Below are 15,107 nucleotides of genomic sequence, written 5' to 3'. Positions count from 1 at the left end.
TTCGGGCTAAATCGAGTATAACGGCTGGATTTTTCATTTGCAGGCTTTTATTCTGCGACTTCAGAATAACTAGCTCATTGTGACCATGAACGCAGATTGTAATCAGATGACTTCTCGCGACCCTCGCGTGCCCGACTGGCAGGCGCTGGAGTTAAGCAAAACCTGGGCGGATGAACTGGATTTGGCGAGGCCAAGCGGGCTGTGGCGCTTTTTGCGGTCGATATTTGGCCAGCGTCGCCAAGTGGTGGTCGATGCCGGGCACGACCTGTTTCGGGCGATCCCTAAGTACGCGCTGCAGGAGTTTCACAACCTGCCCAATGGCAATTATTCCAGTCGCATTGCGCGTGGCTATATCACCGGTTTTGACCGCGCCATGCTGGGTAGTATGCACCGTATTCGCCAGGAGATTGCCGAGCGCGTAACCGACGCGAAAGCGGTGTTGGATATCGGCACCGGGGGCGGCAAATTGGCCGCCGCTGTGCAATCTGTGGGAGTGGCCGATGTCTGGGGGGCGGATGTATCCCCTTATTTGCTTAAGCATGCGGCCACCGATAACCCAGGTGTTAGTTTTATTCAGGCTCCGGCCGAGGATTTGCCCTTTACTGACCAGCGCTTTGATGCCGTGGTGGTGAGTTTTCTGTTCCACGAAATGCCCCCCAAATACGTTAAACAGGCACTTGCCGAAGCGCACCGGGTGCTGCGCCCGGGCGGCTGTTTGCTGATTGCCGAGCCTTCAGAAAACCAGCTGCTGCCGGTAAAACTTGCCAGTTTGCTCACGGCAAAAGGCTGGCGCCACTGGTATTTCAAGTCACTGGCCAGCCGGGTGTACGAGCCTTTTGTGATGGCTTGGCACAAGCAGAATAAGCCCGCTATGTTTGCCGAGGCAGGCTTTGAGTTGTTGCAGCACCGCGATGAAATCCCCATTAACTTTTATTCACTTAAAAAGCGTTCGACCACGTAGAGTGATGTGGTAGCTTGACCCTTGAGACTCAGATAATTGCCTCCATGATAAGAGGTGGCGATTAACGATACCCAAAAACGACCATAGAGGGACACCGCATGACCATCTTTACTGGATTGAAAACCGCTCTGGCGGTATTAACGGTAACGGCCAGCAGTTGGGCTGCCGCCGAAGATAAAAAATTGCAAGATGTCATCTCCGCCGATCACCGCGCTGAGAGCAGCAGCCGCGATGAGTTTCGCAACCCGGCAGAAACCTTAGCTTTTTTTGGCATTAAGCCCGACATGACCGTGGTTGAAATTGCCCCGGGTGGCGGTTGGTATACCGAAATTCTGGCGCCTTACCTGCGCGATAGCGGCACTTTTTATGCGGCGCACTTCGACGCCAACTCAAGTGTGGGTTACTACAAAAACTCGCGCGCAGGCTTCGATAAAAAAGTCGCGGCGAGCCCCGAGCTTTACGACCAAGTTAAGATCTCTTTGTTCGAAATGCCCAGCAAGCTGGATATCGCCCCCGAGGGCAGCGCTGATATGGTGTTGACCTTCCGCAATGTGCACAACTGGTACATGCGTGGCGGCGGTGAAGAGAATCTTGCGCTTGCCTTTGATGCCTTTTACACAGCGCTAAAGCCCGGCGGTGTGCTGGGTGTGGTGGATCACCAATTGCCGGAAAGCTACGCTGATGAAGCGCAGGACCTAAGCGGTTACATTAAGAAAAGTACCGTAGTGAAAGCGGCCCAGGCGGCGGGCTTTGAGCTGGAAGCCGAATCTGACATCAACGCCAACCCGAAAGATACGGCCGATTACGAAAAAGGTGTTTGGACCTTGCCACCCTCCTATCGTATGGGTGATACCGATCGTGAGAAATATGAGGCCATTGGCGAGAGCGATCGTATGACGTTGCGCTTTGTGAAACCCGAGTAACTATTGCGAAACTACTGTATTTAAAAAAACCGCGCTTACGGCGCGGTTTTTTTATGGGCTTGCCAATCGTTTTGCCTTAATTTGAATAGCACATGTTCGGCGAGGGGGTGATCGTGCGCAATATCTGGGTGCTTGAAGTTTTGATCCGTGTCGCGCATGCCAAGGCGTAATATAACGGCGCGCGAGCGGAAATTTTTCACATGAGTGAACGCGACAATTTCAGGCATGCCGAGGGCGTTAAAGCCAAAGTCGAGTACGCTGGTGGCCGCTTCGGTAGCAAGGCCTTGGCGCCAGTACGGGCGCGCTAAACGCCAGCCTATTTCAATGCAGGGGCTAAAGGGCAAATCTGCGCTCGGGCTGTTGAGGCCAACAAAACCAATTAACTCGCCGGTAGTTTTCAGCTCGGCGGCCCAAAAACCCCAACCACGTTTGGCAATGCCCCGTTGCATGCGGCTGGCCAGCTCGTCGCTTTGTGTTTGAGTCAAGGTTGACGGGAAGTAGGCCATGACGTCAGGGTCGCGGTTAAGTTCGGCAAAGGCCGGCAAGTCGCAGGCCTGCCATTGCCTGAGCCGGACTCTGGCACTGGAAAGTTCTATGGTGGGGAAATCACTGTCGCCAAACATGAACGCGCTTTGTTTATTGAGACTACTCACAGCTGCTTCCTTGTCGAGTTATCGTTGATCCGGTAACAAGCAGTCTATACAAATTAGGGTGAGCGTGTCTGTGAAACGCGCCGAGTTTGACGACATTATAGCACTTGGCGGGGAGTAAAGAGGTTTTCGCTGCCAGTTATGGTGTTATATCTGCCATTGGCTCGGTCGGCACTTTGCCCAAGCGTCTAGCTACTTTGCCCATATCCGTCTTTACCTTGCCCAAGTTCGTCTGTACTACGTCCAAAGTAGACTGATGGCGCAGCCGAGCAGGCAGGCCGCCATGGCGCGGTTAAACCAGCTCAGCCTGCCCGGTAGGCTGAGCCAATGTGCCAAATAATAACCACCCCAACTCCAGGCCAATAACAAAGGGGTAGCTACCAGAGAAAAAATGGCCGCCAGTGTCAGCATAGAATACAGTGCATTCGCCTCGCCGGTGCTGGCAAGGGTCATACACATTAGCCATGCCTTGGGGTTTAACCACTGAAATGCAGCGCCTTGCCATACGCTCCAGGGTCTGCCCATTGGCCCGGTGGTGTTGCTCGCGCTCTGGCGCAACAGTCCCAGCGTTAAATAGGCGAGGAAGCCGGCACTCGCAGCGCTGAACAGCGTTTTACTGAGGGGGTAGGCACTAAACAAGTGATTCACGCCGTAGCTGGTGCTGAGCAGCATTGCGGCGCAACCCAGCACAATGCCGGCAATCAGCGGCAAGGATTGGCGCACGCCGAAGTGCACGCCGGTGGTCATCAGCAATAAGTTGTTGGGGCCGGGTGTACCTACCATAACGGTAATGATGCCCAGTTGGGTCAGTAGTGCGTCGTTCATGGCGAATCCTCCGTGAGAGGTACCATGCTAGGGGGCTACCGATTTTCATTACAGATGCAGTAAATTGTGATTGAGGCGATACAGTCTGCGGCAAGAGGCAACTGTACCGCTCTGTGCCGAGGCGACTGTGCTGTAGGAGCTGGGGTGTCGGGTTGCCAGGCAGGTATGCGCGTCTAGCGCGGGTGAACCTGCGCGGCTGAGTCGCGTTTGACCAGAGTGGGGGTGTATTTATACGTGTGTGTCGTGGAGGTGGGCTCGCCGCGGGCGTAAGCCAGTGCAAGCTCTGCCGCTTTTACTGCCATCATTTCAATAGGGTAGTGCAGCGTGGTGAGTTTGGGGTGGCAGTATTTTGCCAGCAGAACATCGTCAAAACCGACAATGGAGGCGTCGGTTGGGACTTGCAGGCCGTGATCGCTGAGCGTCGTCATCGCGCCGGATGCCATGGCATCGTTGTAGGCCAAAACGGCGGTAAAGTCTACGCCCCGGGCGAGCAGGTGGCGCATCGCGTGCTCGCCGCCTTTTTGATCTGGCGAGCTGTATTCAATATGGCTGTCGTCTAACGTCAGCCCTGCAGCATGCAGTGTGTTGCGAATACCTTGCAGGCGCTCGCTGGGGTCATCAATCTGATAACGACTGCTGATCACGGCAAATTTTCGGTGGCCAAGATCCAGTAAATGTTGGGTCATGACTTTACCGCCAGCGGTGTTATCCAGCCAAACACAGCGATGGGCAATTTGCGGAATATAGCGGTTAATAAGCACAAACCCCGGTATTTGCCCGGCAAACTCAATGAGTGTGTCATCGTCCAGTGCTTTGCTGTGAACGACCATGGCTTCGCAGCGGTGCTGCATAAGTGTGTCGATTGCCTGCAGTTCGGTGTCTTTTTCGATCGAGCCTGCACTCATGAGCAGCTGAATATTTTGTTGGCGGGCGACCGAGTCGATGCCGTGGGCGAGGGTCGCAAAAAAGGGGTCGAGTAATTCGGCCACTACCACACCTAGGGCTGAGTGCTTTTGGGTGACCAGTGCGCGGGCGTTAGCGTTGGGTCGGTACCCCAGTTCTTGCATTACTTGTTTGACGCGCTTGCGAGTCTCATCGCCGACTTTCGGGCCATTGTTGATAACGCGCGACACTGTGGCGTGCGAAACACCGGCAGCGTTGGCGATATCTTTGATGGTGATCATTACCCATTTTCCTAATTGGTATATACGTTTACCCACAGATTTTTGATTCTATCGGACAAAATGTCCACATGTAACCCATTTTTTGTGGTTTTTGTGTGCATTTTTGTCATAGTGAAAACGACTTTAAATTAATAGGGAAAACGTATACCTTATGGTATTTGATAGACTCTAACTTGGACTTCGAAGGGGTTTTTTGTGAAAGTATTGGTAACCGGGGGTGCCGGCTATATTGGCTCACACACTTGTCTGGCGCTTGTGGCTAAGGGCCATGAGGTGGTGGTGTATGATAATTTTGCCAATAGCAAACCCGAGGTAATGGACAGGTTAGAGCAGATTAGCGGTGTCAGTATTTCCTGTGTAAAAGGGGATGTTCGCGATAAGGCAGCCCTGAATCATCTGTTCGGTGAGCATGCCTTTGATGCCGTGATCCACTTTGCCGGTCTCAAAGCCGTGGGTGAATCCATAGAGAAACCGCTTGAGTACTATGATGTCAATGTCTGTGGCAGCCGCACCTTGACCGAGGCCATGCTCGCCCATAATGTCAATTGTCTGGTCTTTAGCTCCTCGGCTACCGTTTACGGTAACCCTCAGTCGGTGCCAATTCGGGAGGACTTCCCACTGTCGGCCACTAACCCCTACGGCAGCTCCAAACTGATGGTGGAAACCATACTGGGAGATGTTGCCAAAGCCCGGAATTCGTTGAGCGCGGTATTGCTGCGTTACTTTAACCCGGCGGGTGCTCACGAAAGTGGTTTGATCGGCGAAGACCCCAATGGTATTCCCAACAACTTGATGCCATTCATCGCTCAGGTGGCTGTGGGTAAGCGAGAGAAGTTGGCGATTTTTGGCGACGATTACGCCACCTGTGACGGTACTGGTGTGCGCGATTACATTCATGTATTGGATCTGGCCGAAGGTCATGTGGCGGCGTTGGAAAAATTGTGTAACCGAGCGGGCACGCATATCTACAACCTGGGAACGGGCCAGGGCTATAGCGTACTGCAAATGCTAAAAGCGTTTGAGAAAGCCTGCGGCAAAACGATTCCTTATCATATTCAAGGGCGGCGCGATGGCGATATTGCCGAGTGCTGGGCTGACACCCATAAGGCTGCGCAAGACTTGGGGTGGCGCGCCGAGCGCAGCATAGAGCAGATGACAAAAGATGTGTGGCGCTGGCAATCGGCCAACCCCAATGGTTATTAACATGTCTTAGACCGTGACCGGTCAGCCGTGTTTGCTGTGATGGTTTCCTGCCTGAAGTATACGGCCGACGAACGCGTGCAAGACCGAAGGCAAAGACACAACAAGCGAAATGCCCACGAGCAATGAAAGGCACTACACATATGCAATCGACTTTTAATCCGTCGGACCACCCGCACAGACGTCGCAACCCGATGCTGGGCGAGTGGGTACTGGTTTCACCACACCGCGCTAAACGCCCTTGGCAGGGGCAGTCCGAAGCGCCGGACCTTGTCGAGCGTCCCGCTTATGATGACAAGTGCTATTTGTGCGCCGGCAACAAGCGCATAAGCGGTGATATCAACCCTAGCTACACCGGCACATTTGTTTTTCAAAACGATTTTGCCGCACTGAATGAGCAGGTGCCAGAGTACGAAGATAGCGACCCTTTATTTGCCACTGTGGCCGAGCGCGGTTGTAGTCGGGTTATTTGTTTTTCCCCGGATCACGGTAAGACCTTGCCAGAAATGAACCGTGATGACATTGCGGCGGTGGTGGATTGCTGGCAATCGCAAACACGCGAGCTGGGCGAGCAGTACCAGTGGGTGCAGGTCTTTGAAAACAAAGGCTCGGTAATGGGGTGTTCCAACCCACACCCGCACGGGCAAATATGGGCGCAACATTCTTTGCCGACACAGGTGGCGAGAAAACAGCAGAATTTTTCCGAGTACTGGGCCGCGCACGGTCGCAATATGCTGCTCGATTACGTCGAGCGCGAGCTTAGCTCGGGTGAGCGGATCGTGTGCCGCAATAGCGACTGGGTCGCACTGGTGCCTTATTGGGCGGCGTGGCCCTTTGAGGTATTGCTGTTGCCGCGTTTTACAGTCAGCCGTATGACTGAGCTGTCAGAGGCGGCCCGGATTAGTCTGGCGGATGCGATTCAACAGTTAACGATTCGCTACGATAATTTGTTTAATACCTCTTTTCCCTATTCTATGGGGTGGCATGGCGCGCCCTATGACGCTAGCGATCACCCCGAGTGGCAACTGCATGCGCACTTTTTTCCGCCGCTGTTGCGCAGCGCCACGGTCAGAAAATTTATGGTCGGCTATGAAATGTTGGCCGAAGCTCAGCGGGATATTACACCCGAGCAAGCCGCGCAGCGTTTGCGAGATTTACCCGCTGTGCATTACAAACAACAATAAGAGTAGATGGTTGATGTTGTCTGAATTATTTAAGAAAACGTTTGGCCGCAGCCATGAAGCGCACAGTGTAGCGCCTGGCAGGGTGAATCTTATTGGTGAGCATACCGATTACAACGATGGGTTTGTGTTTCCGGCGGCGATCGATTTTGCGACGCAAGTGTTGGCAGCCCCGCGCAGCGATCGCATCATTAATATGGTTGCCGTTGATGTTGAGTCCCAGAGGAATCGCTTTTCGCTGGATGATATTCAATTCGATAACGCCATGATGTGGAGCAACTACGCGCGCGGTGTGTTTAACGTGCTGCAAGAGGCGGGCTTTACATTGAGCGGTATGGATTTGCTGATCACCGGTAACGTGCCACAAGGTGCGGGTTTAAGTTCTTCGGCGTCATTTGAAGTCGCTCTGCTGAAAGTGGCCAGTGACCTTTGCGGTTTGTCGTTAACCGGCACACAGGCGGCGCAGTTAGGTCAGAGGGCCGAGAATGAATTTGTCGGCTGTGCCTGCGGTATTATGGACCAGTTGATTTGTGCGCTGGGTCAGCAAGGCCGAGCCATGCTACTTGATTGCCGCTCCCTGGTACCTCAATACACGCCCATATCGCCGGAGTATCAAATAGTCATTATTAACTCTAATGTTAAGCGCGGCTTAGTGGAGAGTGAGTACAATGATCGTCGTGCTCAGTGCGAAGGTGCCGCTCGTGCCCTCGGAGTAAACGCCTTGCGCGATGCGACTCTGGTGCAACTGAAGCACTGGAAGCATAAATTGACCGAAATGGAATATCGGCGGGCCAAGCATGTCATCAGTGAGAACGACCGCACGCTGGAATTCGCCGAAGCTCTTACCCGGGGCGACTACGGTCAGGTCAGTGCACTGATGCGCGCTTCGCATCAGTCCATGAAAAATGACTTTGAAATTACGGTGCCAGCCATTGATTACCTGGTGGATTTGGTTCACGGTATACTGGGCGATACCGGCGGGGTGCGAATGACCGGCGGTGGCTTTGGTGGATGCATCGTGGCGCTGTGCCCCACGGACAAAGTTGATGCTGTTAAGCGCGCTGTGGCACGCCACTATCAGGCTGAAACGGGCCTTGTTGCCGATATTTATGTGTGTACGGCCGAAGACGGCGCATTTGCCGGCTAAGGCAATAATGGTTGCTATTACAATAAATAATTAAACAATAACGATACAGAGCGAGAGCGGTTATGACTATTGCGAATCTGGACCTGGCGGTCTTTGTGGTTTACGTCATCGGGCTAATTGGTGTTGCCTGGTGGGTGTCGCGCGAAAAACAAGGGCACGAAAAAAATACCAACGACTACTTTCTGGCGGGCAACAGTTTACCTTGGTGGGCTATTGGTGCCTCTCTGATTGCGGCGAATATATCGGCCGAACAGATTATTGGTATGTCGGGGTCTGGCTACAAAATTGGTTTGGCGATTGCCTCTTACGAGTGGATGGCAGCGATCACGCTGATAATTGTCGGTAAGTTCTTCTTGCCGATCTTTCTTAAGAACAAAATCTACACCATGCCCCAGTTTCTGGAGCAGCGCTATGATCACCGGGTACGGATAGTTATGGCGATTTTCTGGCTGGGCGTCTATGTGTTTGTGAATCTTACCGCCGTGCTTTGGTTGGGCGCGCTGGCGATTAACACCATTACCGGTGTCGACTTAATGTACGGCATGATCTTTCTGGGCGTGTTTTCACTGGCGTACTCTTTGTACGGTGGCCTCAAGGCCGTGGCCATGACGGACATTATTCAGGTGGTTTTGTTGGTCTTTGGCGGGTTGTTTTTGTCTTATACCGCGCTTAACTTAATTTCCGATGGCAATGGTGTTTGGCGGGGGTTCACTACACTGACCACTGAGTTACCGGGCAAGTTCGATATGATCTTAAGCGCCGACAGTGAGCACTATATGGATCTGCCCGGTATATCGGTATTGATCGGCGGCATGTGGATTATGAACCTGTCCTATTGGGGTTTTAACCAATACATTATTCAGCGTACCCTCGCCGCTAAGAGCGTGACGGAAGCGCAAAAAGGTATTGTGTTTGCCGCTTTCCTAAAACTACTGATGCCTCTGATTGTGGTACTGCCCGGTATTGCCGCTGTAATTTTGGTGCCAGAACTGTCGAGACCCGATCAGGCGTACCCATCGTTAATGAATGTCATGCCAGTGGGTATTAAGGGCCTTATTTTCGCCGCCTTAGTTGCTGCGATTGTGTCTTCACTGGCCTCCATGACCAACAGTGTTTCCACGATTTTCACCATGGATATTTACTCGGATAAACGCCCGGGTAAGAGTCAGCACCACTATGTATTGGTTGGCCGTATCGTAAGTGTTACTGCCCTGGTTATTGCCATGATTGCGGCTAAGCCATTGCTGGGTAAATTTGATCAGGCATTCCAGTTCATTCAAGAGTTCACCGGCTTCTTTACCCCGGGTATCGTGGCGCTGTTTGTCTTGGGTATGTTTTGGAAAAGAACCACTGCGACCGGCGGTTTAGTTGCGGCGATAGGTTCTGCGGTACTGAGCTTCGGGTTTTATTTATTGTGGCCCACGCTTCCGTTTATGGATCGGGTTGGGCTGGTATTCTTGCTCTGTGTGGTTGCGGCACTGGTGGTTTCGCACTTAGGCAAAGGGCATAAAACCGAACAGCCGGTGGAGCTTTCCGAGGTTAATTTTGGTACTACCGCAGGCTTTAATATCGCCAGTGTGGCGGTCTGTATCGTGCTTATCGCGTTTTACACTGTATGGTGGTAATCCGCTAAAGAAAAATTAAGTGTTTTAAAAAGCCGCTGCAGCCCGGGTTGCAGCGGCTTTTTTTATGGCTGCTCAATAGGTATTAGCCGAATACAGTACAGGTAATCTATTTTGCATCTGTTCCGCTCTAGGTGTAGCTTTATAAAACTGTACTGCTTTGTTGGACGCCTACTGTACGTTTCAGTATTTGTTCACTGCGTTAGTCTATAGCTAATACGACAAGGAGACCGTGGCGATGCTTTACCAAGACCTAGCCAACCGCTTGCAGGGGCTGATTACCGACGAGGTGTATCGGCCCGGCACCGCTTTGCCCGGCGTGAGGCGCCTGAGTCAGCAGCATCAGGTCAGTGTGTCGACGGCCGTTAATGCCTGCCGTGAATTGGAGCGCCGCGGCTTATTGGAAGCGCGACCGCGCTCGGGTTATTTTGTGCGACCTCAAACGGCCAAGCGCCGGCCGCCGCGGGTGCGCACGGTGAGTAAAACGCCTAAGCCAGTTACGGGGCAAGAGCGGGTTTTGCAATTGATTCAGTCGGCCAATAATCCCGATGTGGTGAATCTGGGCACCGCGATCCCGGATCCGGACTTTCTGCCGGTTCACACCATTGAAAAGGCTTACCGCAAAGTGTGGCGCGAGCAGAGGCGCCGCTGCGTTAACTATGAGTTTCCACCCGGAGCGCCGGAGCTGCGTACTCAAATTGCCCGTCACTTGGCGAGTTTACAGTGTGATGTTAGCCCGGAGCAGGTGCTGGTTACCAACAGCTGTCAGGAGTCTGTGTCCATTGCGCTAAAGCAAATCACCCGGCCCGGTGACGTGGTTGTGTTGGAGTCGCCGATCTATTACGGCCTGCTGCAGGTGGTGGAGTCTTTAGGTTTAAAGGCGCTGGAAATACCCACCGACCCGGAACAGGGTATTTCACTCGGCGCGCTCGAGCTGGCATTGGATAAATGGTCAGTGGCGGCGTGCGTGATGGTGCCGAATTTTTCTAATCCACTAGGCGTGTGTTTATCGGACGAGCGCAAACAAGCATTATTAGAATTATTGTATCGCTACAAGGTGCCGCTGGTTGAGGATGATATTTACGGCGAGTTGCCACTGAGCGGGCCGCGACCTCGGCCCATAAAAAGTTGGGACACCAAGGGGCTGGTGTACTACTGCTCATCGTCATCAAAAACCCTGGCCGCGGGCTTGCGGGTAGGGTGGCTGGTGCCCGGTAACAATATTGAGCGCGCCGAATACCTGCAGTTTATAAACACGGTGTGTGTGAACACACCGGCGCAGTTGGCGATGGCTCATATTCTGGAAAAAAGCCGCTACGAACGTATGATGCGACAATCGAGAGCCGAACACGCGGTATCGGTGGCGCGTATGATTGAGCGTGTTACTCAGTTATTTCCGGATCAAACCCGCGTCAGTCGCCCCACCGGCGGTTTTGTGCTCTGGCTTGAATTGCCCGGAAATATCGACACCAAACAGCTGATCGAGCCGGCGCTGGCGCAAGGCGTTAGCTTCGCCCCCGGTAGTTTATTTTCCAACAGCGGAAAATTTAGCAACTGTTTACGGCTGAACTGCGCGGTAAAGTGGGATGCACGCGTGGAGCGGGCGCTGGCGAATTTAGCGAGGTTGGTAGGGGGGTAGAACGTCAGACGTCGGACGTCTGACGCAGAAAAACAGATTAATAAAGTCAAAGTTGATCAGCGGATTAAGCTTTATCAGACATCAGACATCAGACATCAATCACCCAAGCAACCGCTTAATTTTCCCCTCCAATTTTCCCGGTTTGGTAACCGGAGCGAATCGGCGCTGTGGGGTGCCGTCGGGCGCTACTAAAAATTTGGTGAAGTTCCACTTAACATTATTGCCACCTAAGCCTGGGCACTCTTCTTTTAGGTATTGAAAAATAGGGTGTGTGTCGGGGCCGTTTACGTTAATTTTTTCGCTGACTAAAAAGTCTACGCCGTAATTTAACAGGCAGCCGTTTTGAATTTCCTCGGCATCGCCCGGCTCTTGTTCACCGAATTGATTGCAGGGAAAGCCAATGATAATTAATCCCTGATCAGCGTATTTTTTATGCAGCTCTTGCAGGCCTTCGTATTGTGGCGTCAGCCCGCATTTGCTCGCGGTATTGACCAGCAGCAAAACCTTGCCCTGAAAATCGGCAAAGTTGATGGCCTCACCTTGCAAACTGTTAATCGAAAACTTGTGAATTTTGGGCATAGTCGCCCCCACCGCTCGGTTACATGTAGAGTTTAGATACGGCCTATCATAGCAGTGCGCCAGTTGAGCGCAAAGAGAGGTGTTAGCGACGCCAAGCGCCGCTAACGAGGGGAAGCAAGAGTTAAATCGACACTTACGGTTGAGTGAATTCAATCCAATTCATATTCCAGGCTCCCCCGACGGCCTCCAACCTAAGGGCAAAGTCGCCAGCGGGTAATTCTACGCTCGCAGAGACGTTTTGCCAGGCTTGCCAATCGCCAGTGTCTGGAACGATGATGGTTGTGAGGGGCTTGCCGTCAATGATGACGTTAAAGCCCTCTGAGCCGCCCTGGCTGGCAAGTCGGAACGTTACATCGTATTCACCTGCTTGGGCGCTAGTAAGCTGGTACTCAAGCCAGTCGCCGGTATCGAGGTAACCGATGTTCTCACCGCCGCCCGCGTCGCTGGTCGATTCGATTTGAATGCCTTGCATGCTCATAAAAGCCTCGGCTTGTAAAATTCCGGGTACGGCGCGAGGCACAATGGCGGTTGCGAGGATGTTGCTGGGGTAGCTGATGGCATCTCCCAGATATGCACTTATGCGGTAGTAGTATGTCGAGCCATCGGCATTGGTGTCGAGGTACTCGGTGTCCGTTACAGTGGCAATAACGCTGCCCAGGCTTGCGGATGACTGGCTGCGGTAAACGTAATATCCGTCAACCGTATCGGGATTGGCGTCCCAATATAATTGGTTGCCAGATTCTGTAACCATCAAACTCGAACCTGTTGTCGGAGAGGGCAATACAAATAGGGTGGGCGATTCGTTGGTAGTTAGCCACTGCTGCAAGGGCTGATGGACGTCATAGTTGATGGTACCAAATCGCTCGAACAACGCTTCGATTTGCTCGAGACTGGCACTTGCAAAGTCCAACTGAGGTATTGATTCACCGGTAATATCCTCGCCGTTCTGGGGTTCGCTGCTGACGAGGTAAATTTCCACCCAGGCATCGGTGCTGCCATTATCTTTAAACACTCCGTCGAGTTGGTACGCTGCACCGCCTTCGAGAGTGATCTTCTGGTACAGGCCGCCGTTGCTTGGTCCTGTACTCGTTAGGTGCAGATAACTGCCCTTGGCACCGGTCGGTTGTGTGGCCGCGTCAGTTTGGTTGAAGTTAACACTGACGGCATCGCCAATGGTCCATTCGCTCCAGCTGGCACTGTCACCAAAATCGCCGTTGGTCAGCACGGACGTGCCGCTGTCGACATGAATAATGTCCAGAGAGTCCATCGCCACATTGAGTGTACCTGCGCAGCATGCCTCGGCTTTAACGGCTAAGTAGTACTCTTTATTGCCATCGCCGGGCACTGTGAACTCCTGCGCTGAGGTGGTACAGGCAGATGCCAATGTACTGTCCCATCCGGGGCATGCCCAGGTGTCAGCTTTGCTAAGCAGGCCTAAGCCCGGCTCGTTTGCCACCATGCCCCAGGTGCCGGCACCTTGGCCGCCGATATTGGACAGAACTTTGTAGGCCCAGTTGGTTGCAGCCCAGCCGTATTCGCCGTAAGTATCGTAAGTGGCGCGCGCAATCTTAGCGCCAAGCTCAAGCCCCTGGCCGGCCCAAGGCTGAAATTCACCGATCAAAAAGGGGGTGTCTAATGTGCGTACGCGCTCGTTCCACTCGCACACCCCTATGGTTCCGGTTCGGCCGCAGGTTAGCCAGTCGCGTTGCGCCTCATACCCTGTAATGCCCCAACCAAAAAAGCCCGGGTAAAAATGCATTTCAAACGCTACCTTTTCCATACCACGCTCGGCGGGATTACCGTAGGCGTCTATGCCCGCGCTGTGGCCCGGCAGTATGATGACATGGTTGGAATCAATGGCCCGCACCTTGTTGTATAAAGTGGTAATGACATCGGCGAGATTCTCTGGTGAGGTACCCCACGGTTCATTTAACAACCCGTAGGCGGCCACCGTTTCGTTGTCCTTGTAACGCTCAGCGATTTGCTCCCACAGCCATATGGTGCGGTCTTGGTAATAGGAGGCCTCTTGACCGTTGCCGCCGTCCCAGTACCAATTGCGTCCAGCGCAGCCGGAGTGATGTTCCCAGCCCTGACTCCCGACGGCGCCGTGTAAATCGAGAATAATATACATATCTCGTTCGGCCGCCTCGGCTATGGCGAGGTCCAGATATTTCCAGGCATCGTCGCGCAGCGTGTAGGGGTTGTTTTCATCCTCAATCAGGTTCCATATAAACGGCAGCCTAATAACGTTAAGGCCAAAATCAGCCATGTGATTCCAGTCGCGTTCGGTAATCCAATTATCACGAAACAGGGTCATCAAACGTTTGCGCTCGGCGTTGCCGAATCGCTCATCAAGTACCGACTCCAGTGTGCACTGGTCGTTCACGGCTTGGGTACTTTGTCCCATCATCCAAAACTCTTGCAGTAACCAGTTACCTAGGTTGGTGCCTTTTAGTAGTACAGGATTGTTATTGGCGTCGACCCATTGCGTACCATCGGTACCGAGCATTGCGGTCGCATCCATACTGGATGAGCTAGAGCTAGAGCTAGAGCTAGAGCTAGAACTAGAACTAGAACTAGAACTAGAAGAACTTGAGCTCTCGCTGGATTGATGGGAGGAGCTGTTGGTGCCCGGCGAGCTGCTGGATGATCCGCAGCCATTGAGCAATAGGGCGCTGAGTAGGGCGGCCGCAAGCCAAGTGAAAGTCCTGGTGTGGTGGCGCATGGTGAATATCCTCTTTTTATTATCTGACCTATCGGTCATAGTTTTTTGCTTCCTTAATTCGCGCGCCATTGTGACGACTCGCCAGTGGATAAGCGTCTCAATTTGTTCAAGGCACTAACATGGGACCAATCTATGAGTGATATCAGATCAAAAAAAGGATTGCGAAAGGCAAGGCTTAGAGATTGGATCTGTACCATTTGCCCCTGAGTAGAATGCCACTGTTGAATTCTGACAATCTCGTCAATGGCGCGGTACCACAGCGATCAGAACAACGTTGTTGCGGGTAGTTTTAGGCGGCGGTATTTTAACAGTAACGTGGTGTTTAACAACCGCTTTTAAGAGGCGGGCCAGGTGAAAGCTTGCGCTATGTAGCAAACTTACCCACCGGGAATCAGGGAGTATAGAGAGGGTACAGAGTTGTGAGTGGCCCCTTGAGTGTGCAGGTTTGTAAAGTAACGTTTTCAAAAATTG

Annotated in this window: 12 protein-coding genes; 7 read left to right on the top strand and 5 right to left on the bottom strand. The window is 52.8% G+C overall.

Annotation, left to right across the window (positions count from 1 at the left end; genetic code table 11):
• Positions 1-106: 106 nt before the first annotated feature.
• Both QWI17_RS02770 and QWI17_RS02765 read left to right on the top strand, forming a co-directional pair.
• Complete coding sequence (locus tag QWI17_RS02770; RefSeq protein ID WP_302720969.1) at positions 107-961, top strand: class I SAM-dependent methyltransferase; 855 nt, start codon at positions 107-109, stop codon at positions 959-961.
• Positions 962-1,059: 98 nt separating this feature from the next.
• Entirely contained in the window at positions 1,060-1,884 is an 825-nt protein-coding gene (locus tag QWI17_RS02765) for a class I SAM-dependent methyltransferase (RefSeq protein ID WP_302720968.1), read from the top strand.
• A gap of 35 nt (positions 1,885-1,919) precedes the next feature.
• On the opposite strand, the gene QWI17_RS02760 is transcribed toward QWI17_RS02765, so the two are convergent.
• The 3 genes from QWI17_RS02760 to QWI17_RS02750 all read right to left on the bottom strand — a co-directional run bounded on the left by QWI17_RS02760 (position 1,920) and on the right by QWI17_RS02750 (position 4,543).
• Complete coding sequence (locus QWI17_RS02760; RefSeq protein ID WP_302720967.1) at positions 1,920-2,537, bottom strand: GNAT family N-acetyltransferase; 618 nt, start codon at positions 2,535-2,537, stop codon at positions 1,920-1,922.
• A 234-nt stretch (positions 2,538-2,771) separates the two neighbouring features.
• On the bottom strand, positions 2,772-3,359 hold the full coding sequence (locus tag QWI17_RS02755) for a LysE family translocator (RefSeq protein ID WP_302720966.1): 588 nt from the start codon (positions 3,357-3,359) through the stop codon (positions 2,772-2,774).
• 173 nt (positions 3,360-3,532) lie between these two features.
• Positions 3,533-4,543 (bottom strand): LacI family DNA-binding transcriptional regulator, encoded by a 1,011-nt coding sequence (locus tag QWI17_RS02750; protein WP_302720965.1) that lies wholly within the window; start codon positions 4,541-4,543, stop codon positions 3,533-3,535.
• Between the two features lie 195 nt (positions 4,544-4,738).
• Here QWI17_RS02750 and galE point away from each other — a divergent pair, with 195 nt between their 5' ends.
• From galE to QWI17_RS02725, 5 genes are all read left to right on the top strand, one after another.
• Positions 4,739-5,746, top strand: coding sequence for a UDP-glucose 4-epimerase GalE (galE, locus tag QWI17_RS02745; RefSeq protein ID WP_302720964.1), 1,008 nt, complete (start codon positions 4,739-4,741; stop codon positions 5,744-5,746).
• Between the two features lie 140 nt (positions 5,747-5,886).
• Positions 5,887-6,927 (top strand): UDP-glucose--hexose-1-phosphate uridylyltransferase, encoded by a 1,041-nt coding sequence (locus QWI17_RS02740; RefSeq protein WP_302720963.1) that lies wholly within the window; start codon positions 5,887-5,889, stop codon positions 6,925-6,927.
• Positions 6,928-6,940: 13 nt separating this feature from the next.
• Positions 6,941-8,071: a galactokinase gene (galK, locus tag QWI17_RS02735; RefSeq protein ID WP_302720961.1), complete on the top strand. Its 1,131-nt coding sequence runs from the start codon at positions 6,941-6,943 to the stop codon at positions 8,069-8,071.
• Between the two features lie 62 nt (positions 8,072-8,133).
• Positions 8,134-9,696, top strand: a complete 1,563-nt coding sequence (locus tag QWI17_RS02730) for a sodium/sugar symporter (protein WP_302720960.1) — start codon at positions 8,134-8,136, stop codon at positions 9,694-9,696.
• Positions 9,697-9,931: 235 nt separating this feature from the next.
• Entirely contained in the window at positions 9,932-11,332 is a 1,401-nt protein-coding gene (locus tag QWI17_RS02725) for an aminotransferase-like domain-containing protein (protein ID WP_302720959.1), read from the top strand.
• A gap of 99 nt (positions 11,333-11,431) precedes the next feature.
• On the opposite strand, the gene QWI17_RS02720 is transcribed toward QWI17_RS02725, so the two are convergent.
• A complete protein-coding gene (locus QWI17_RS02720) occupies positions 11,432-11,911 on the bottom strand; it encodes a glutathione peroxidase (protein ID WP_302720957.1) in 480 nt (159 codons plus the stop codon).
• 133 nt (positions 11,912-12,044) lie between these two features.
• The gene (locus QWI17_RS02715) at positions 12,045-14,675 is read right to left on the bottom strand and encodes a cellulase family glycosylhydrolase (RefSeq protein ID WP_302720956.1); all 2,631 of its coding nucleotides are present in this window, start codon (positions 14,673-14,675) and stop codon (positions 12,045-12,047) included.
• Between the last annotated feature and the right edge of the window lie 432 nt (positions 14,676-15,107).

Origin of the sequence: Gilvimarinus gilvus (assembly GCF_030518155.1) — a bacterium.
Taxonomy (GTDB): domain Bacteria; phylum Pseudomonadota; class Gammaproteobacteria; order Pseudomonadales; family Cellvibrionaceae; genus Gilvimarinus; species Gilvimarinus gilvus.
The sequence above is the reverse complement of the archived record's forward strand: the minus strand, read 5'-3'. Positions and strand labels throughout refer to the sequence as shown.

Excerpts from the sequence above, each read along its gene's own strand:
- QWI17_RS02770 (WP_302720969.1), top strand. The coding sequence starts at position 107 with ATGACTTCTCGCGACCCTCGCGTGCCCGACTGGCAGGCGCTGGAGTTA.
- QWI17_RS02765 (WP_302720968.1), top strand. The coding sequence starts at position 1,060 with ATGACCATCTTTACTGGATTGAAAACCGCTCTGGCGGTATTAACGGTA.
- QWI17_RS02755 (WP_302720966.1), bottom strand. The coding sequence starts at position 3,359 with ATGAACGACGCACTACTGACCCAACTGGGCATCATTACCGTTATGGTA.
- QWI17_RS02750 (WP_302720965.1), bottom strand. The coding sequence starts at position 4,543 with ATGATCACCATCAAAGATATCGCCAACGCTGCCGGTGTTTCGCACGCC.
- QWI17_RS02740 (WP_302720963.1), top strand. The coding sequence starts at position 5,887 with ATGCAATCGACTTTTAATCCGTCGGACCACCCGCACAGACGTCGCAAC.
- galK (WP_302720961.1), top strand. The coding sequence starts at position 6,941 with ATGTTGTCTGAATTATTTAAGAAAACGTTTGGCCGCAGCCATGAAGCG.
- QWI17_RS02730 (WP_302720960.1), top strand. The coding sequence starts at position 8,134 with ATGACTATTGCGAATCTGGACCTGGCGGTCTTTGTGGTTTACGTCATC.
- QWI17_RS02725 (WP_302720959.1), top strand. The coding sequence starts at position 9,932 with ATGCTTTACCAAGACCTAGCCAACCGCTTGCAGGGGCTGATTACCGAC.
- QWI17_RS02720 (WP_302720957.1), bottom strand. The coding sequence starts at position 11,911 with ATGCCCAAAATTCACAAGTTTTCGATTAACAGTTTGCAAGGTGAGGCC.
- QWI17_RS02715 (WP_302720956.1), bottom strand. The coding sequence starts at position 14,675 with ATGACCGATAGGTCAGATAATAAAAAGAGGATATTCACCATGCGCCAC.